We start from the raw sequence: 17,775 nt of genomic DNA, 5'->3' as shown, positions 1-17,775 counted from the left end.
GGAGAGATGGGCCTGTCCCGCATATTTTCGCACCCTTTCGCACCCCGCCCGCAGCGGCCGTCGGCAGGCATCCCCGGAATGCAGGGCTGCTCTTCGGTTCTGGTATACAAAATACGGCATACCGTGTTTGACATCCAAATCGATCGGGAGCATCTTCCTTCCAACGCATCCCGGCAGACATCCTGCCGCACTTCCTACCGAACCGGAGCCGATCCATGCTGACTGGGACCAATTTCGAAGCCATCGCCATCCTCGCCCTCTTGGCAGTCGCCCACGCCGTGGTCAGCATGGTCATCACCCGTAGGCTGACCGGTGTCGAGCAGGTTTCCGCCCGGCCGGCCGCTTCGATCATCACGGGCGCCGTGACGCCGACGCCGGCCAACGACGGCCTGCGCAACGCCGCCTGAACCGCGACCGGCGCAGGCCGAGCCTGCCCCATGGGGCGCCCGTCGGACGAAAGTAGGATGGGAAAAACCGCGATTGGGCTTGCGATGTACTGAACCGTACATTATATTTTGCACTGCAGCAGAGATGCTGCGACGCCTCTTTGGGCGTTTCCTCCCTAGACTCCGGGCCGCCTTCATGGCGGCCTCTTTTTTTGCCGCGCGTGCTTTCCCGGGAGTGCGGCTGGTCAGGCGACCTTGCGGATCACCCGCTCAGACGGCAGGCGGACGGTCACCGTGGTGCCCCGCCCCGGCATGCTCTCGATCGACAGGGTTCCGCCGTGCAGCGCCGCGAGCGACCGGGCAAGCGGCAGGCCGAGACCGGTTCCCTGCGTCTTGTTGCTGAAGGAACTGTCGATCTGGCCGAAGGGCGCCAGGGCCTTCTCCATGTCTTCCGGCGCGATGCCGATGCCCGTGTCGGCCACGGCGACGGCCAGGCTTCCGTCCGGTTCGATGTCGGCCGAGACAAGCACCCGGCCGCCTTTGGGCGTGAACTTGACCGCGTTGGTCAACAGGTTGGCGATGATCTGCTTCAGCGCCAGCTCCTCCGCCCGGACGGGCGGCAGGTCCGGCGGCAGGTCGACCGCGACCGCCACGCCGCCGAACTGGGCGCGCCCCTCGACCAGCCGGACGCAGTTCCGGGCGACCCGGCCGATATCGACCACCGCGTCCTGAAGCTCCTTCTTGCCGGCCTCGATCTTCGACATGTCCAGGATGTCGTTGATCAATTCCAGCAGCTGCGTGCCGCTCTCATGGATGTCGCGGGCGTATTCGACATATTCGGGGCGGCCCGCCGGACCGAACATCTCGTTCTTGATGATCTCGGAGAAGCCGATCACGGCGTTCAGCGGCGTGCGCAGCTCGTGGCTCATGTTGGCCAGGAACTCGGACTTGGCGCGGCCGGCGAGTTCCGCCTCCTCCCGGGCGAGCCGCTGAAGCTCCTCGGCGGCACGGCGGTCGGTGATGTCCTCGACCTTGCCCTCGTAATAGAGCAGCCGGCCGGCGGCGTCGCGCACGGCGCGGGCGGTTTCCGAGATCCAGATGACGCTGCCGTCCTTGCGGCGGATCTCCGACTCGAAGCCGTGGATCGTGTCGTATCGGTCCAGCAGGCGGGCGAACTGGTCCCGGCGCCTCGGATCGACGTAGAGCTGGTGCCGGATGTCCTGCAGGGCCGCCAGCACCTCCCCGGGCGTCCCATAGCCGTAGATCCGCGCCAGGGCGGGATTGGCGCTCAGCATCCGCCCCTCGGGCGAGGTCTGGAAGATGCCCTCGGCGGCGTTCTCGTAGATATCCCGGTACTTGCGCTCGCTCTCGCCCAGCGCCGCCGCGGTCCGCTCGTTCTCCCGGATGCGATGCTCGAGTTCGCGGTTGATCCGCTCCAGGCGGCCCGCCAGCGCGCCGACATCGGCGGCCCGGCGCTGGGACGCGATCAGGTAGGCAGCCAGCATCGCGGTCAGCACGAGCCCGCCCAGCAGCGCTCCGGCCGGGGCCAGGGCCAGCGCGGGCGGCAGGCCGAGCATGACGGCCCGGAACTCCGCGATCCAGATACGGTCGGCGACCACGATGCGGGTGCTTCGGACCACAGGACCGACGAGGGCCAGCAGGCCCAGGCTGGGCGTGTAGTCCCGGCTGTAGAGCGGCTCTTCCGGATGCTCCGGATCGAACACCCGGAGCGAGAGCGGCAAGGTTCCGGTCCCCTGCTCGCCCTGGACCTCGCGGAAGAGGTCCCTGAGGGTGGCGAGGGCCACGGCGGCTCCGTTGACCGCCCCGTCCTCCCGCTGCCGCGTCGGCACCGCGACCGCCAAGCGGTAGCCGGTCCCGTCCGTGCCTTCCAGGTCGCGGACGACGCCGGTCGCCATCGGCAGGCCGGCCAGCACCGCCGAGGCGAGGGCGCGCAGGTCCGAGCTGGACTCCACGGCGAGATCCTCCGCCCGGTTCCCGGGGGTCGCGATGGCGTAGCGGGCGACGATGCGGTCCTCGGCCGGCGGCGTCCAGAACAGCAGGTCTACGCCGTCGCGTTCGGGCAGGATATGGTCGATGAATCCGGCGAATTCCCCGGACGTGACCACGCCCGACGCGCTGAACAGGGCGCTGGTCGCCCTGACGGTATCCTCCAGCATGCGGACGCGGCGCTGGATCGTCTCGGTCATGTGGACCGCCTGCACGTCCAGGATCTCGGCGATCTGGGCGGCGGTCTGCTGGCGCACCACCTGGAACATTGAGACGGACAGCAGCAGCCCGCACAGGACGACGCAGGCCAGCGTCATCCGGCGGTCGCGCCTGCGGCGTTCCGGATCCAGATCCGGAGCCCGGTCCCGGACCCTGGGTCCTCCCGCTGTTTCCGCGCCCACGCGTACCAACACCGACCTGCCAGCAAATAGTTACAGATGCATTTTAGCGGTATTATCTCCGAATCAGCCTAACCCGCAATGGCTCATCCGGCATGTGCCAACCGTGAGCCTGGATGAATAGCCGCACCGGGCTACTTCTCATCCCCGATGGCAAGAAGCGTCGAGGGGGCATCCATGAGCGACGGGACGGTGATCGGGTTTCCGGGAGGATCCGCCCGAAGCGGACCTCCCAGGGTCGCCGTGATCGGAGCCGGGCTTTCCGGCCTGGCCTGCGCGGAGCGGCTGATCGGCCGGGGCTGGCCGGTAACCGTGTTCGACAAGGGGCGCGCGCCGGGCGGCCGGATGGCGACTCGCCGGGCGGACGCCGGCGGCGGTGCGGGGGGAGACGCCGGCCTGCGGTTCGACCACGGCGCCCAGTATTTCACCGCCCGGGATCCCCGCTTCCGCGACCGGGTCGAGGACTGGGTCGCGCAAGGCGCCGCCGCGCCGTGGACCGGGCGGATTGTCCGGATCGGAAAGGACGGCGGCATCGAGGAATCGCCGGGCGAGCGATTCGTCGGCACGCCGGGAATGACCGCTCCCGCCCGCCTGCTGGCGCGGTCGGTCGCTCCCCGCAGCGGCGTGCGGGTGGCGGAGGTCGTTCAGGGAGACGACGGATGGCGGCTGCGGGACGAGGCCGGACGGGACCTGGGAAGCTATGGCCGGGTGGCGGTCGCCGTGCCCTCGCCCCAGGCGGTGCCCCTGCTGGCCGAGGCGCCGGATCTCGCCGCGGCGGCGGCCGACGCGGTGATGGCGGGATGCTGGTCGGTGATGGCCCGCTTCCCGCGGCCGCTCGGGCCGGACTATGACGGGGCCTTCGTCATGGAGTCGCCGCTCTCCTGGATCGCCCGCGACAGTTCCAAGCCGGGCCGGGACGCCGGAGGGGGCGAGACCTGGGTGCTCCACGGCTCGCCCGAATGGTCGCAGCGCCATATCGAGGACGATCCGGCCGCGGTGATCGCCCGGCTGACGGCGGCGTTCCGGGAACTGGCGGGACTCGGGGCGGCCGAGGCGGACCATCTCGCCGCGCACCGCTGGCGCTTCTCGATCCCGGTCCGGGGGCTGGAACAGGAATGCCTGTACGATCCGGAGCGCGGCCTGGGCGCCTGCGGCGACTGGTGCCTGGGCGGCAGGGTCGAGGGCGCGTTCCTCAGCGGCCTGGCTCTGGCCGATCGGATCCTGGCGGATGGCGCGCCGGTTTGATACCGTCCCGCCGCCATGACATTCGATGAAAACTACGTTCCGTCGCCCTGCACGCGGGTCTGCGTGATCGATCCGGTCTCGGGCTTCTGCCGGGGCTGCCTGCGGACCCTGGACGAGATCGCCGGCTGGGGCGCCAAGCCGCCCCGGGAGCGCCGCGAGATCCTTGCGGCGCTGGAGGATCGGAGGCGGCGCTAGGGACCGCCCGGAGCCTCAGGCGTCCGGCCCGCGCTCCGCCAGGTCGAACTGGGCGGTCGGTTCGGTCTCGACCAGCCCGGCGATGGTCTCGTAGGCCTGGGCGTTGGTGTCCATCTGTTCCCGGATCGGATCGTTCTGCTCCCCGACATGCCGGAAGAAGGATGCGGCATCCCTCAGCAGCTTGGCGGCGATCTCGGCGTTGGTTGCCATCGGCGGTCTCCTGTGTGAGGGGTCTGGACGAAAGGCGTATTCGGTCTCCAACACGCCCCCGCCCGTTCCGTTGCGACCGTCCGTTCCGATTCGACGGTCAGGAAGCCTGCTTCGAGCCCTGCTTGACCGCCGCGAGACGGTCGCGGTCGGAGCGGATCCGCGCGAGATGCTGGCTGATCACGCTGGCGAGATGGGTGGGAAGATCCTTGTCGAGCGCCTGTTCGTACCGGCGGACCGCCTCGGTCTCGCCCCGCTCCACCTCCTGGATGATCGCGGCCCGGTCGCGGCCGACGACGGCGGACTTGAGGTCGACGAAGAACCGGTGGGCGCCTCCCAGCATGGTCCCGCTGGCCTCCGGCGCCCCGCCCTGCTCCGCCACGTGCTTCTGGAGGTCGCGGACCATGGCGCCCCGCTGGGCGGAGAGATCGTTGAACAGCGTCTTCAGATCGGGGTCCTGGGCATCCTCGGCCGACTTCCGATACCCTTCGTGGCTGTCCTCGGTGATCTGAATCAGATCGTTTAGGGTATCGACGATCTCGTCCTTGGTCATGGCCCGCTCCACCGATGTTTCACACCGGCGATAACGAGCGATTCCCTGACTTGGTTCCCATCGCCGGGTCCGACCCCCGGACCCGGCGGCAGGCTCAGCCCCGGGGCGCGTGCTTGTTCAGGATGCGCTGAAGGGTGCGGCGATGCATCTTCAGGCGGCGCGCCGTCTCCGAGACATTGCGGTCGCACTGCTCGAACACCCGCTGGATATGTTCCCAGCGGACCCGGTCGGCCGACATGGGGTTGTCCGGCGGCGGGGGCAGCGGACGGCCGTCGGCCAGCAGCGCAGCCTCCACCGCGTCGGCGTCGGCCGGCTTGGGCAGATAGTCGACCGCCCCCGCCTTGACCGCCGCGACCGCGGTGGCGATGTTGCCGTAGCCGGTCAGGACCACGATCCGGCTGTCCGGGCGGGCGTCGCGCAGCGCGGCGACCACGTCGAGCCCGCTGCCGTCGCCCAGCCGAAGATCGACCACGGCGAACACGGGCGCCGATTCCTGGGCGACCTCGATCCCCATCGCGACGCTGTCGACCGCGACGACGTCGAAACCGCGTTTCTCCATCGCGCGGGCCAGGCGGTTGCGGAACGGGGGATCATCATCGACAACCAGGAGGCTGCGCGAGGCGTCACCGGAGAAAGTGAGTTTGGCTGCTTCGCCTGTCGGACCGATGTCGGAAGTCATTCGCGTTCCCGTCCTCAGCCTTTCGTGTCGAAAATCGGTGGATTCCACCGTACGACAACTTGCGCCCCGCCGCTACGACTATTGGCAAACATGACTTCCGCCCCGGTACGCTCCAGCAGGGTTTGCGCGATGAAGATGCCCAACCCCATATGCGAACCGCCCTCGGCCCGGCCGCCCTCGACGCGGGTGGAGATGTAGGGCTCGCCTATCCGGTTCAGCAGGCTCTGGGGAAAGCCGGGGCCGTCGTCGCTGACGGTGATGGTCAGCGCCTCCTCGTCCCAGCGGGCGCGCACGGTGACGGTGGACCGGGCGAACTGGGTGGCGTTCTGGATCAGGTTGCCCAGGCCGTGGATGATCTCCGGGCTGCGCCGGATCATCGGGACGGGCGGGCCGGCCACCGGCTCCGTCTCCAGCAGGTACTTGATGTGGCCCAGCCGGTGCGGAGCGCCGGCGGCCTCGATCAGCGCCGGGACGGTCAGCCGGTCGAACGGCTCGCCGCCCTCCGCCTCGGGCTTCCGGGACAGCTCGGCCAGGATGTCCCGGCAGCGCAGGCTCTGGCTCTGCAGCAGGGCGATGTCCTCCGCCAGCGGGCTGTCCGGCGGGATCTCGCTCGCCAGTTCCTTGGCGACGAGGTGGATGGTGCCGAGCGGGGTGCCCAGCTCGTGGGCGGCCGCCGCCGCCAGCGCTCCCAGCGCCGACAGCCGCTGCTCGCGCTCCAGCGCCATCTGGCTGGCGGCCAGCGCGTCGGAGATCGAGCGCGCCTCCTGCGCGACGCTCCAGACATAGGCTGTGATGAAGATCGCCGACAGCGACAGCGACAGCCAGATGCCGAGCAGGTAGAGCGGCGGCAGCCCGACCGCGCCGTTGGCCCAGGGCAGCGGGAACTGCCACAGCGCCAGCCCGGTCAGGCAGCACAGCGCCAGCACGGTCAGCGCGATCACGCTGACCCTGGACAGGATCGTGCCGGCCACCGTCAGCGGCGCCAGGATCAGGATCGCGAAGGGGTTCTGGAGGCCGCCGGTCAGGTAGAGCAGCAGCGTGAGCTGGAGCGTGTCGTATCCCAGGTACAGGGCGGCGTCGCGGTCGGCCAGCCGGGGCCGGGTGCCGCGCTGGGCCTGCGCCGCCAGGTTCAGCAGCACCGACGCCCCCATGGCGGCCAGCGCCGGCCCGAGCGGCAGCTTGAACCCGAAGCCGAAATGGACGGACAGCACCGCCGTCAACTGTCCCACGACGGCGATCCAGCGGATCAGGATGAGGGTCCGCAGGGTCACCCGGCCGTCGATCGCGGTGGCGATCGGCGTGACGACCGGGGGAGAGGCTGGACCGGAACGCGGCGGCGGTGCGGCTTCGATCATGGTGGGCTGCCGGGTGTCGGGCTGGGACGGAGGGGCACGGTGTCGAGGGGGTGGTCAGCGGCTGGACGGTCCGCCATATAGCCTGCTTATGTCCCAGCCTGTCATCAAAGTCGATCACCTGACCAAACGGTTCGGCGCCATCACGGCGGTCGACGGCATCGGCTTCGCCGTGCCGGCCGGCACCGTCGCCGGCCTGCTCGGCGGCAACGGCGCCGGCAAGACCACCACCATCTCCATGCTGCTGGGCCTGCTGCTGCCCACGTCGGGCACCATCGAGGTGCTGGGCGAGGACATGCTGCGCCACCGCCACCGGGTGCTGCCGCGGATGAACTTCTCGTCGCCCTATGTCGACTTGCCGCACCGCCTGACCGTCGCCGAGAACCTGACGGTCTACGGCCATCTCTACGGGCTGTCGGGCGTCCGCCGCCGGGTCGCCGAGATCGCGGAGGCGCTCGACGTCGCGCGCTTCCTGAAGAAGCCGACGGGGCAGCTCTCCGCCGGGCAGAAAACCCGCGTGGCGCTCGCCAAGGCCCTGCTCAACCGCCCCGACGTGCTGCTGCTGGACGAGCCGACGGCCTCGCTCGACCCCGACACCGCCGACTGGATCCGGACCTACCTGGAGACCTACCGCCGCGAGACCGGCGCCACGATCCTGCTGGCGTCGCACAACATGCCGGAGGTCGAGCGGCTCTGCGGGCTGGTGCTGATGATGCGCGGCGGCGCGATCGTCGACCGAGGCACCCCGGCCGAGCTGCTGGAACGCTACGGCCGCGACACGCTGGAGGACGTCTTCCTGGACATCGCGCGCGACCGCCGACCGGGCGGCGTCGCGGACGCGGCGGAGTGAGCGCCATGGCAGGTTCCGTCCGCCGGGTATCGGCCATGGTGCTGCGCTACTGGTACCTGCTGCGCGGATCCTGGCCGCGCCTGCTGGAGCTGGCCTACTGGCCGACCGTGCAGATGATCCTGTGGGGCTTCATCAGCCAGTTCATGGCGACCAACAGCACCTGGGTGGCGCAGGCCGCGGGCGTGCTGATCGCCGCCGTGCTGCTGTGGGACGTGCTGTTCCGCGGCCAGCTCGGCGTATCGGTGTCGTTCCTGGAGGAGATGTGGTCGCGCAACCTGGGCCACCTGTTCGTCAGCCCGCTGAGGCCGGGCGAGTGGGTCGCCGCACTGATGACCATGAGCCTGATCCGGACGCTGCTGGGCACCATCCCCGCCGGCCTGCTGGCGATCCCGGTCTTCGGCTATTCGATCTTCGACATGGGACTGCCGCTGGTCGGGTTCTTCGCCAACCTGATCGTCATGGGCTGGTGGCTCGGGCTGCTGATCGTGGCGCTGATCCTGCGGCACGGGCTGGGCGCCGAGAGCCTGGCCTGGGTCGCGGTCTTCCTGCTGGCGCCGGTCAGCGCGGTCTACTACCCGGTCGCTGTGCTGCCCGGCTGGCTCCAGGCGGTGGCCTGGGCGCTCCCCTCGGCCCACGTCTTCGAAGGCATGCGGGCGCTGATGTTCGAAGACGCGATGCGCTGGGACCATCTGGCCTGGGCGGTCGGGCTGAACGCCGCCTACATGGCCGCGGCGGCGTTCGTCTTCCTGCACTACTTCAACGTCGCCCGGGTGCGCGGTTCCCTGCTCCAGACCGGGGAGTAGCGGCGTTTCTCACTCCCGCCAGAACGGCTTGGAGACCTCCGCCAGGGCCTGTTGCTCGGTCAGGCCGATGTCGGACAGCAGGTGTCGGTCCATGCGGGCGAGATCGCGGCGGGTCAGCGCGCGGCGGCGCCACAGGGCCGGCAGCCCGGCAAGGCTGGCCAACGGCATTGCGGGGAACGCGACGGGCAGCGCCGGCGCATGCCTGGTTTGAGTTCTGATCATGGCAGCCTCCTCGGCGTGCGGTGTGCGATGTTTTCGATAAGCCTGATCTATGATGCCGGGTGCTTGCGCACAAACCATGAGTTCTCATAGTCTGCATGAGCGAAACTCATGCATAGGCCGCCATGTCCCGCCGCCTGCCGCCGCTCAACTCGCTGCGCGCCTTCGAGGCCGCGGCCCGCCATCTCAGCTTCACGGTCGCGGCGGAGGAGCTGCACGTGACCCAGGGCGCGGTCAGCCGGGCGGTCAAGGGGCTGGAGGACCATCTGGGCGTGACGCTGTTCCAGCGCCTGCCCCGCGCCCTGGCCCTGACCGACGAGGGCAAGGTGCTGCTGGCGGGGGTGACCGAGGGGCTGGATCGGATCGCCCAGGCGGCGGCGCGGGTCGAGGCGCGGGCCCACGACCTCCAGGTCAAGGTGCCGCCGACCTTCACGATCCGCTGGCTGATGCGCCGGCTGATCCGGTTCCAGACCAGCCGTCCCGACATCCGGGTCAGGCTGAACACCGGCTGGGAATGGGTCGATTTCGACCGCGACGATTTCGACGCCGGCATCGTGTTCGGGGTCGGCCCCTGGCCGGGGCTGCGCGCCGACCCGCTGTTCGAGGAACGGCTGACCGCGCTGTGCGCGCCGTCCCTGCTGGACCGGCTGAAGGCTCCCGCCGACTTGGCGCGCTGCACGATCCTCCACCCCGACCCGCACCAGAGCGAGTGGCGGGCCTGGCTGGAGCTGGCGGGCACCCCCGACCTGGACGTGGACCGCAACTGCCAGATCTTCGACACCCAGGACCTGGCGATCCAGGCCGCGGCCGACGGGCACGGCGTCACGGTGGCCGACCTGTCGCTGGTCCAGGACGACATCGCGGCCGGCCGGCTCGCGGTGCCCTTCCCCGGCCTTGAGGCGCGGCTCGGCAGCTACCAGCTCGTCAGCCCGAAGCACCTGGCCGACCGGCCGGCGCTGGCCGCGTTCCGCGACTGGCTGCTGGAGGAGGCGCGCCGAAGCTGAGGATCAGCGGCGCAGGGTGACCGAGGTCTCCACGGTCCCGGCGCCCACGGTGACGGCCATGTCGGCGAAGTCGGGCGGCGCGAAGTTCACCTTCGCGTCGTTGCCGAAGCCGAAGGGCTCGGTCGGGACCCCCAGCAGGTTCGAGTCGAGCTTGCCGTTGCCGTTGATGTCGTGGATCGCGGCGATGCCGTAGCGGCCCGGCGCCAGGTCGCGGAACACCACCACCACATCGCCCGCCCTGGCGGGAGCCGCCTCCCCGAAGGTCCGCTCCCGTTTCTCGAAGGCTTCCGGCGTGGCGTAGAGCCCGACCTTGACGTCGCCGTCGGCGGACGGAACGCCGCGGACCGTGACCCGCAGCTCGGAAGCCGATGCGCCCGCGGCCCACAGGGTCGCGGCCGCGACCGCCAGCAGGGCGGCTTTTCCCATGGTCAGTGGACCTGGCCGGCCGACGGCCCGGACGATTGCCCGCTCACCCCGGCCTCGGCGAAGGTGGCCATGCCGGTATGGCACTCCACCGCCGCCTTCAGGATGGGGATCGCCAGGGCGGCGCCGGATCCCTCGCCCAGGCGCATGCCGAAGTCGAACAGGGGCTGCTTGCCCAGCTTCTCGATCAGCAGGGCGTGCCCCGGCTCGGCCGAGCGGTGTGCGATCAGGCAGTGGTCGAGGGCGCGCGGGTCGAGCTTCGCCAGGACGGCCGCCGCCGCAGTGCAGGCGTAGCCGTCCAGGACCACCGGCGTGCGGGCCAGCCGGGCCGCGGCGACGGCGCCGGCGACGGCGGCCAGCTCGTAGCCGCCCAGGCAGCGCAGCGCCTCCAGCGGATCGGCGGAGGCGCCGGGATTGGCAGCGAGGCCGGCGGCCACCGTCTCGACCTTGAGCGCCAGACCGGTGGCGTCCACGCCGGTGCCGGGGCCGACCCAGTCGGCCGGGTCGCCGCCGAACAGCGCGGTGCAGAGCGCCGCGGCGGAGGTGGTGTTGGCGATGCCCATCTCCCCCAGGCAGAGCAGGTGGAGCCCCTGCTCCACCGCCATCATGCCGTAGGCCATGGCGCGGGCGCAGCCTTCCTCCGACATGGCGGGGCCGGCGGTGAAGTCCTGGGTCGGGCGCTCCAGGTCCAGCTCGTAGACGCGCAGGTCGGCGTCGGCCACCTCCGACAGCTGGTTCACGGCGCCGCCGCCGTCGATGAAGTTCTGCACCATCTGGGCGGTGACCTCCGCCGGATAGGCCGAGACCCCGCGCGCCGCGATGCCGTGGTTGCCGGCGAAGACGCTGACCCGAGGCCGGCGCAGCTCGGGCGGGTGCTTGCCCTGCCACGTCGCCATCCACTGGGCCAGTTCCTCCAGCCGGCCGAGCGAGCCGCGCGGCTTGGTGAGCTGGTTCTGCCGGGCCAGCGCCGCCGTGCCCGCTTCCAGGTCGGGGCCCGGCAGGTCGCGGATCAGGGCGCGGATCTCGTCGAAGGTGACGGCGGGTTGCGGATTGGCCATGGCGCTGTCTCGGCTTTGCGGAAACGGGGTGCGGGAGAGGTATGGGGCACGATTCGGGCGGCACCTTGGCAGGAAAGACCGGGCCGGTCAAAAGCCTTCCGAACGGACCTGCCCTGCCTTATACCGCATCCATGTCAGAGAGTTCCCAAACCAAGGCGTCCGCCCGGCCGGGCGACGAAATCGCCGCCGCCCTCATCTTCCTGACCCGGCTGCCGGTCCGGTTCGACGGCCCCATGCCGACGGACCTGCACGGGCGGGCGCTGGGCTGGTATCCCGTGGTCGGCGCGGGACTCGGGCTGGCGGCGGGCGCCGTCTATGCCGCCGCGACCCTGCTGGGCCTGACATCCATGGCGGCGGCACTGCTGGCCCTGGGCTTCCAGATCGCCGTCACGGGGGCGCTGCACGAGGACGGGCTGGCCGACGTGGCGGACGGCTTCGGCGGGGGGCGCGACAAAATGGCCAAGCTCGCCATCATGCGCGACAGCCGCCTGGGCAGCTACGGCGTGCTGGCGCTGCTGTTCTCGGTCGGGCTGCGCTGGTCGGCGCTGGCGGCGCTGGCCGACCCGCTGGCCGTCGCGGCGGCGCTGATCGGGGCCGGCGCGCTGTCGCGGGCGATGGTGCCGGCCGTCTACGGCTATCTGGACCCGGCCCGGACCGACGGGCTGGCCGCCGGGCTGGGAGCGCCGCCGGGCACCCGGATCGCCATGGCGCTGGCGCTGGGAACCTGCCTGGCGGGGTTGGCCCTGGGACCTGCAGCGCTCCCGGTCCTGGCGGCGGCGATCGTCGCGGCGCTGGCCCTGGCCGAACTGGCGCGGGCCCAGGTCGGCGGCCATACCGGCGACGTTCTGGGCGCCTGCCAGCAGGGGGTGGAGATCACCGTGCTGCTGGTCCTGGCGGCGGTGCTGCCATGAACCCTGTCACCCGCTGGTGGCTGGTGCGGCATGCCCCGGTGATCAACCCGGAAGGCAGGATCCACGGCCAGCTCGATTTGGAAGCGGACTGCGGCGACGCCCCGGCTTTCGAGGCGCTTGCCCGGCTGCTGCCGGCCGGCGCGGTGCGGATGGTGACGACGCTGTCCCGCACTTGGCGTACCGCCGAGGCGATCTGGGGCGCCGCGACGGACATGACCGTCGAGGCGGGGCTGCTGGAGCAGGATTTCGGCGCGTGGCAGGGGTTCAGCCACGACGAGCTGGCCGCCATGGACGAGGACGGGCGGGTCGCCCGGTTCTGGGAGGCTCCCGCGACCACCCGGCCGCCGGGCGGCGAGAGCTTCGAGCAGGTGGTGGGCCGGGTCGCCCTGGCGCTGGAGCGGAACTCGGAACTCCATGCCGGGCGGGACGTCGTGGCGATCTGCCACGCCGGCGCGATCCGGGCGGCGCTGGCGGTGGCGCTGGGCATCCCCCCGGCGGCGGCCTTGATGTTTCAGGTCGATCCCCTGTCGGTGACCCGGATCGACCATATCCCGCTGGACCGGGCGAAGCCCGCCTGGCGGATCGTCGGCGTCAACCGGCCGGCCCTTTAGAGCGCGTATGCAGTGCGGCTTCGTAGGTCGGCCAGCATTACAAGCCGTTGGCATAGTGCAGCGCGGCGGCGCCGGCCGCTGCGAGGCCGGCCAGCAGGAGGCACGCGACGGCGTAGAGCGCCAGGGCGGGCCTGATGTCGGCCGGGATGGCGCGGGCGCGGCCCTCGCCGATCCAGGGAGCGCGGACCATCACCTCGCCTTCCCGGCGGGGACCGCCGAGCGACAGGTCCAGCGCGCCGGCGATCGCGGCGACCGGGGCCGGCGCGGCGGCGGCGAGGGTGCGGGCCGCCTCGCCGGTGCGGGTCCGGGGCACGAACGGGCAGGCCAGAACCAGCAGCAGGCCGGTCAGGCGGGTCGGAATCCAACCGAGCGCCGCGTGCAGGCGCGCGGTCGCCCAGCCGAACCGGTCGTGCCGCGGCCCGCGGTCGCCGATCGCCCGGTCCAGGGCGTCCAGCGCCGTCCACAGCAGAATGCCGGGCAGTCCGGCCAGGGCGTACCAGACGGCGGGCGCCACCACCCGACCGTCCAGCGCGCGGGCCGCCCCCTCGACCGCGGCCCGGACGACGCCGTGCTCGTCCAGGCCGAGGGCGTGGCGGTCGGTCAGGTCGCGGACGGCGTCGCGCCCCGCCGACAGCCCCTTCCATTCCAGCGCCCGCATCGTGGTCCGCAGCCGGTTCCACGGCCGCCGGACCTGGAGCGCGCCGGCGACGAGGGCCAGTTCCACCGCGTATCCGTAGGGCAGCAAACGGAGCGCCACCGTCAGGGCCAGCCCGGCGGCGACAGCCAGGACGGCGAACAGGACGGTGACCAGCAGGCCGCGGACGAGTCGGTTCCGGGGGCTCCGGTTCAGGCGGTTGAGCCGCCGGTCGAGCCAGCCGGCCGATCCCAGGGCCAGCCGGCGCGGCAGGCCGAGCACCCCGTCCACCACCGGCCAGTCGCCGGCCAGCGCCGCGAGCGCCAGCGCGATCGGCAGGAGGAGCAGCGACTCGGCGCCACCGGGCATCGGCCCGAAGGTCGGGAAAGGCATGGCGGGCCGGCGGCGTTCTATGGAGCCGCGGAGGTCAGCGGGCGCCGGCCTGGCGCAGCGCCGCGACGACGCGCTGGTTGCGCCCGTCCTGTGCCCAGTCCAGCGCGTTGCGCCCGGTGAAGTCCGCCTGGTCCGCCTTCGCCCCGGCGGCGAGCAGCTTCTGGACCGCCTCCAGCTTGCCGGTGCGGGCCGCTTCCATCAGCGGAGTGGCGCCCTGCCGGTTCTCCTGGTCGATCCGGGCGCCGCCCTTGATCAGCAGGTCGATCACGATCGGGTCGCCCTGCCCCGCCGCCCAGAACAGCGCGCCGTTGCCGCTCTTGTCGGCCATGTTGGGGTTCGCCTTGTTCTCCAGCAGGAGCTGGACCATGTCGGCGTTGGATGCCGCGACCGCGTAGATCAGCGGGGTCTTGCCGTTGCCGTCGGCGGTGTTGGCGCTGGTGCCCTTGACCAGCAGCGAGCGCATGGCCTCGTAGTTGTTCTCGACCGCCGCCTTGATGATCGGCGGCGCCTGGAACAGCACGGTCTGCGCACCCGCCGGGGCGGGAAACGCGAAAGCGAAAGCGAGCAGGCACGCGGCCAGTATCTTCCTCATGGCGTGTTCTTCCATTGCTGAAGGGCGCTGAAGGGGTACCGCTGTGCGGCCGGTGCCGAGTGTAGCCAATCCGCCCGGCGGTCCGCCACCACCGATCGGCCGAGGATATAAGCGAACCCTATCGGCGGATCAGGAACCGGTAGGAGGCCGCGGCCGCCAGCGCGCCCGCGCAGACCGAGGCCATCATGGGGACCTGGGTCCCGTCCTGGAGGGACCCGACCAGGATGCCGGACACCGCAGCCAGTCCCATCTGGGTGAAGCCCATCAGGGCCGAGGCCGTCCCGGCCATGGTCGGGAACGGCCCCAGCCCGCCGGCCTGGGCGTTGGGCATCAGCAGCCCGGCCCCGATCATGAAGCCGAACATGGGCGCCAGGATCGCCGCCGTGTGGTCCACCCGTGCCACCGCCAGCGCCAGCCCGGCGAGGCCGCACAGGCCCGACAGGGTCGAGCCGGCCCCGATCAGCCGGTCCACCCCGAGCCGCCGGGTCAGCCGGCCGGCGCTGAAGGTGCCGATCATGAAGCCCACGACGATCACCCCGAAGGCCATGCCGTAGCGTTCCGGCGACAGGCCGAACTGCTCGATCAGGACGAAGGACGAACCGGAGATGAAGGCGAACATCCCGCTGTAGATCGCCGCCAGGCACAGGGTATAGCCGGCGAAGGTCCGGCTGCGCGCCAGCGACGCGTAGTTGGAGACGAGCCGGCGGGGCATCAGCGCCGTGGCATCGCGCCGGCTGTTGGTCTCCTCCAGCATCGTCCAGACGGCGGCCAGGATCGCGACTCCGAAGACGGTCAGGAACACGAAATTGGCCCGCCAGCCGAACAGCCCGGTCAGGTAGCCGCCGGCCGCCGGCCCGATCGCCGGGGCGAGCGCCATGGCCATCGCCATGTAGGCCAGGACGGAGGCCGCCCGCTCCCGCCCGTAGACGTCGCGCACCACGGCGCGCCCCAGGACCGGGCCGCAGCACGATCCCAGCGCCTGGAAGAAGCGCGCCGCGATCAGCTGTTCGATCGAGCCGGCCAGGGTGCAGGCGGCACTGGCGACCACGAAGACGGCGATGCCGCCGATCAGGACCGGGCGCCGGCCGAACCGGTCGGACAGCGGCCCGTAGACGAGCTGGGACACCGCGAAGCCGACGAGGAAGACGCTGAGCGTCAGCTGGACCGTCGCGATGTCGCTGCCGAACACGCGGACCAGCGTCGGCAGCGACGGCAGGTAGAGGTCGGTGGAGAGCGGCCCGAACGCGACCAGCAGGGTCAGCAGGACGGCGATCGCTCGGCTGTCGGGGCGGGGCATGGCGGCCTTGGGGTCGGGAATCGGGAATCGGGGATCAGCCGAAGCGCAGCAGCGAGGCGCCGTTGGCCTTGAGCCAGGCGCGCGGGCCTTCGACCTCGGGCGTCAGGGTCGCGACCAGCGCCCAGAAGCGGCTGCCGTGGTTCATCTCCCGCAGATGGGCGACCTCGTGGGCCACGACATAGTCGAACACGGCTTCGGGCGTCAGGATCAGCCGCCAGGAGAAGGACAGCCGGCCGGAGGAGGCGCAGCTTCCCCAGCGGCTGCGGGTGTCGCGCACGGTCACCGCGGCGACCCGCTTGCCGATGGTCGCGGCCTTGGCCCGCGAGCGGCGCGCCAGCTCGGTCCGGGCCTCCTGCATCAGGAAGTCGCGCACCCGGCGGGCGACGAACTCGGGCTCGCCTCCGACCCGGATCTCCCCCGAGGCCCGGTGCGTGGCGCCACGGTAGCCGGCGGCGTGGCGGATCACGTGGTCGGTGCCCAGCACCGGGACGACCGAGCCCTCGGCGAAGGGGCGGCGCGGCGGCATCGCGGCGAGGCGGCCGCGCACCCATTCGGCGTGCCGCCCGACGAAGCGCGCGGCCTCCGCCTCGCTGACGCCAACCGGGACGACGACCTGGATCACGTCCCGGCCGGGATCGACGCGGAGCGTCAGCCGGGTCGCCCGTGCGCTCTCCCGCAGTTCCAGCGCCGCGGCCGGCAGGCCGGTGACCGCCAGCGGGCGCGCCCGGGCGGTCATGGCGTTCCTCCCGGCCGGGTCCCGGAGGAACCGCGGCGGCACCAGACCAGCCGCCAATAGAGTCCGTAGCCGACCAGGGCGAAGGCCAGTAGCGCCAGCGCCGGGGCCAGCGCGGTCCCGTCGCTGAGTCGGGCGACCGCGATGCTGCCGGCCGTCCCGACCGCCATCTGCATGAAGCCCATCAGGGCGGACGCGGCCCCCGCGATCCGGGGGAACGGGCTCATGGCGCCGGCCATGGAGTTGGGCAGCGCGAGGCCCATTCCCATGGTCCAGAGCGCCATGGGGCCGATCACGCTGGCGACGGTGACGATATGGGCGAGGCTGAAGGCCAGCATCAGCCCGGACCCGCCGAGGACCAGAATCGTGCTGATCATGATCATGCGGTCGATGCCCAGGCGCCCGACCAGCCGGTTGGCGGCGACCCCGCCGATCAGGTAGCCCACGACGGTGATGCTGGTGGTCCAGCCGTACTGTTCCGGCGACAGGCCGATCAGGTCGATGAAGATGAAGGGCGCCACGGCGTAGAAGGTGAACAGCCCGCCCAGCGTCACGGCGCCGACCGCCATGTAGCCGACATAGCCGCCGTGCCGCATCAGGTCGGTGTAGTTGGAGGCCATGCGGGACGGGCGCAGGGCCTGGTAATCGGGCACGGGGTTGGTTTCCGGCATGCGGAAGGCGACGACCACCAGCAGCGTCAGCCCGAAAGCGCCGAGCACGGCGAAGATCGCGTGCCAGTCGAACCAGACCTGGAGGTAGCCGCCGAGCACCGGCCCGATCGCCGGCGCCACCGCGAGCGCCATGCCGATGAAGGACAGCACCCGCGCCGCCTGTTCCCGGGTATAGATGTCGCGGACCATGGCGCGGCCCAGCGCGGGACCGGCGGCGGCGCCCAGCGCCTGGACCAGCCGGGCCGCGATCAGCGTCTCGATGTCGCCGGCGAGGCCGCAGCCGACCGAGCCCGCGATGAACACCACGAGCCCGAGCAGCAGCACGCGTCGGCGGCCGAACCGGTCCGACAGCGGGCCGTAGACGAGCTGGCCGACCGCGAACCCGGTGAGATAGATGCTGAGGGTCACCTGGACCATGCCCGCCGTGGTGTCAAGCGCCTGGGCGATCGTCGGCATGGACGGCGCGTACATGGACATGGTGAGGGGGCCGAGCGCGGTGATCGCGGTCACCAGCAGCGTCATGGCGGAGGATCGGGTATCGGGCATGGAGGCTG

General features: G+C 71.4%; 21 protein-coding genes. 8 read left to right on the top strand and 13 right to left on the bottom strand.

Annotation, left to right across the window (positions count from 1 at the left end; genetic code table 11):
- Nucleotides 1-215 precede the first annotated feature (215 nt).
- Complete coding sequence (locus JL101_RS02840) at nt 216-407, top strand: hypothetical protein (protein WP_203100293.1); 192 nt, start codon at nt 216-218, stop codon at nt 405-407.
- Between the two features lie 224 nt (nt 408-631).
- Here JL101_RS02840 and JL101_RS02835 read toward each other — a convergent pair whose 3' ends face one another.
- On the bottom strand, nt 632-2,794 hold the full coding sequence (locus JL101_RS02835) for a sensor histidine kinase (protein WP_203100295.1): 2,163 nt from the start codon (nt 2,792-2,794) through the stop codon (nt 632-634).
- 174 nt (nt 2,795-2,968) lie between these two features.
- On the opposite strand from JL101_RS02835, the gene JL101_RS02830 reads away from it, so the two are divergent.
- Complete coding sequence (locus tag JL101_RS02830; RefSeq protein ID WP_203100297.1) at nt 2,969-4,036, top strand: NAD(P)/FAD-dependent oxidoreductase; 1,068 nt, start codon at nt 2,969-2,971, stop codon at nt 4,034-4,036.
- A 15-nt stretch (nt 4,037-4,051) separates the two neighbouring features.
- Nucleotides 4,052-4,231 (top strand): DUF1289 domain-containing protein, encoded by a 180-nt coding sequence (locus JL101_RS02825; protein ID WP_203100299.1) that lies wholly within the window; start codon nt 4,052-4,054, stop codon nt 4,229-4,231.
- Between the two features lie 15 nt (nt 4,232-4,246).
- Here JL101_RS02825 and JL101_RS02820 read toward each other — a convergent pair whose 3' ends face one another.
- The 4 genes from JL101_RS02820 to JL101_RS02805 all read right to left on the bottom strand — a co-directional run bounded on the left by JL101_RS02820 (nt 4,247) and on the right by JL101_RS02805 (nt 7,025).
- Nucleotides 4,247-4,441, bottom strand: coding sequence for a hypothetical protein (locus tag JL101_RS02820; RefSeq protein ID WP_158043779.1), 195 nt, complete (start codon nt 4,439-4,441; stop codon nt 4,247-4,249).
- 97 nt (nt 4,442-4,538) lie between these two features.
- Nucleotides 4,539-4,991, bottom strand: a complete 453-nt coding sequence (locus tag JL101_RS02815) for a ferritin-like domain-containing protein (protein WP_203100301.1) — start codon at nt 4,989-4,991, stop codon at nt 4,539-4,541.
- Between the two features lie 94 nt (nt 4,992-5,085).
- The gene (locus JL101_RS02810; RefSeq protein ID WP_158043777.1) at nt 5,086-5,670 is read right to left on the bottom strand and encodes an ActR/PrrA/RegA family redox response regulator transcription factor; all 585 of its coding nucleotides are present in this window, start codon (nt 5,668-5,670) and stop codon (nt 5,086-5,088) included.
- A gap of 14 nt (nt 5,671-5,684) precedes the next feature.
- On the bottom strand, nt 5,685-7,025 hold the full coding sequence (locus JL101_RS02805; RefSeq protein ID WP_203100303.1) for an ActS/PrrB/RegB family redox-sensitive histidine kinase: 1,341 nt from the start codon (nt 7,023-7,025) through the stop codon (nt 5,685-5,687).
- A gap of 88 nt (nt 7,026-7,113) precedes the next feature.
- Here JL101_RS02805 and JL101_RS02800 point away from each other — a divergent pair, with 88 nt between their 5' ends.
- The gene (locus JL101_RS02800) at nt 7,114-7,872 is read left to right on the top strand and encodes an ABC transporter ATP-binding protein (protein WP_203100305.1); all 759 of its coding nucleotides are present in this window, start codon (nt 7,114-7,116) and stop codon (nt 7,870-7,872) included.
- 5 nt (nt 7,873-7,877) lie between these two features.
- Complete coding sequence (locus JL101_RS02795; protein ID WP_203100307.1) at nt 7,878-8,675, top strand: ABC transporter permease; 798 nt, start codon at nt 7,878-7,880, stop codon at nt 8,673-8,675.
- A 9-nt stretch (nt 8,676-8,684) separates the two neighbouring features.
- On the opposite strand, the gene JL101_RS02790 is transcribed toward JL101_RS02795, so the two are convergent.
- Complete coding sequence (locus JL101_RS02790; RefSeq protein ID WP_203100309.1) at nt 8,685-8,897, bottom strand: DUF1127 domain-containing protein; 213 nt, start codon at nt 8,895-8,897, stop codon at nt 8,685-8,687.
- 122 nt (nt 8,898-9,019) lie between these two features.
- Here JL101_RS02790 and gcvA point away from each other — a divergent pair, with 122 nt between their 5' ends.
- Complete coding sequence (gcvA, locus tag JL101_RS02785; protein WP_203100311.1) at nt 9,020-9,898, top strand: transcriptional regulator GcvA; 879 nt, start codon at nt 9,020-9,022, stop codon at nt 9,896-9,898.
- Between the two features lie 3 nt (nt 9,899-9,901).
- On the opposite strand, the gene JL101_RS02780 is transcribed toward gcvA, so the two are convergent.
- Together JL101_RS02780 and cobT are read right to left on the bottom strand one after the other, a co-directional pair.
- Nucleotides 9,902-10,324, bottom strand: coding sequence for a DUF2141 domain-containing protein (locus JL101_RS02780; protein ID WP_203100313.1), 423 nt, complete (start codon nt 10,322-10,324; stop codon nt 9,902-9,904).
- A 2-nt stretch (nt 10,325-10,326) separates the two neighbouring features.
- Nucleotides 10,327-11,379 carry a nicotinate-nucleotide--dimethylbenzimidazole phosphoribosyltransferase gene (gene cobT, locus JL101_RS02775; RefSeq protein WP_203100316.1) on the bottom strand — a complete coding sequence of 351 codons (1,053 nt, stop codon included), beginning with the start codon at nt 11,377-11,379 and terminating at the stop codon, nt 10,327-10,329.
- Nucleotides 11,380-11,510: 131 nt separating this feature from the next.
- On the opposite strand from cobT, the gene cobS reads away from it, so the two are divergent.
- Together cobS and JL101_RS02765 are read left to right on the top strand one after the other, a co-directional pair.
- Nucleotides 11,511-12,290 (top strand): adenosylcobinamide-GDP ribazoletransferase, encoded by a 780-nt coding sequence (gene cobS / locus JL101_RS02770; protein ID WP_203100318.1) that lies wholly within the window; start codon nt 11,511-11,513, stop codon nt 12,288-12,290.
- Nucleotides 12,287-12,901 carry a histidine phosphatase family protein gene (locus tag JL101_RS02765; RefSeq protein ID WP_203100320.1) on the top strand — a complete coding sequence of 205 codons (615 nt, stop codon included), beginning with the start codon at nt 12,287-12,289 and terminating at the stop codon, nt 12,899-12,901. Before cobS ends, JL101_RS02765 begins: the two co-directional genes overlap by 4 nt.
- Nucleotides 12,902-12,938: 37 nt before the next feature.
- Here the strand turns inward: JL101_RS02765 and JL101_RS02760 are convergent, their stop codons facing one another.
- The 5 genes from JL101_RS02760 to JL101_RS02740 all read right to left on the bottom strand — a co-directional run bounded on the left by JL101_RS02760 (nt 12,939) and on the right by JL101_RS02740 (nt 17,767).
- A complete protein-coding gene (locus tag JL101_RS02760; RefSeq protein ID WP_228435259.1) occupies nt 12,939-13,928 on the bottom strand; it encodes a cobalamin biosynthesis protein CobD/CbiB in 990 nt (329 codons plus the stop codon).
- 34 nt (nt 13,929-13,962) lie between these two features.
- Complete coding sequence (locus JL101_RS02755; RefSeq protein WP_203100322.1) at nt 13,963-14,520, bottom strand: ankyrin repeat domain-containing protein; 558 nt, start codon at nt 14,518-14,520, stop codon at nt 13,963-13,965.
- 118 nt (nt 14,521-14,638) lie between these two features.
- Complete coding sequence (locus JL101_RS02750; RefSeq protein ID WP_203100324.1) at nt 14,639-15,817, bottom strand: multidrug effflux MFS transporter; 1,179 nt, start codon at nt 15,815-15,817, stop codon at nt 14,639-14,641.
- Between the two features lie 34 nt (nt 15,818-15,851).
- A complete protein-coding gene (locus JL101_RS02745) occupies nt 15,852-16,553 on the bottom strand; it encodes a M48 family metallopeptidase (protein ID WP_203100326.1) in 702 nt (233 codons plus the stop codon).
- Nucleotides 16,550-17,767, bottom strand: coding sequence for a multidrug effflux MFS transporter (locus tag JL101_RS02740; RefSeq protein WP_203100328.1), 1,218 nt, complete (start codon nt 17,765-17,767; stop codon nt 16,550-16,552). Before JL101_RS02740 ends, JL101_RS02745 begins: the two co-directional genes overlap by 4 nt.
- Between the last annotated feature and the right edge of the window lie 8 nt (nt 17,768-17,775).

This window comes from Skermanella rosea, assembly GCF_016806835.2.
GTDB lineage: Bacteria > Pseudomonadota > Alphaproteobacteria > Azospirillales > Azospirillaceae > Skermanella > Skermanella rosea.
Note: the sequence above shows the minus strand (reverse complement) of the source record. Positions and strands in the feature narration are given on the sequence as shown.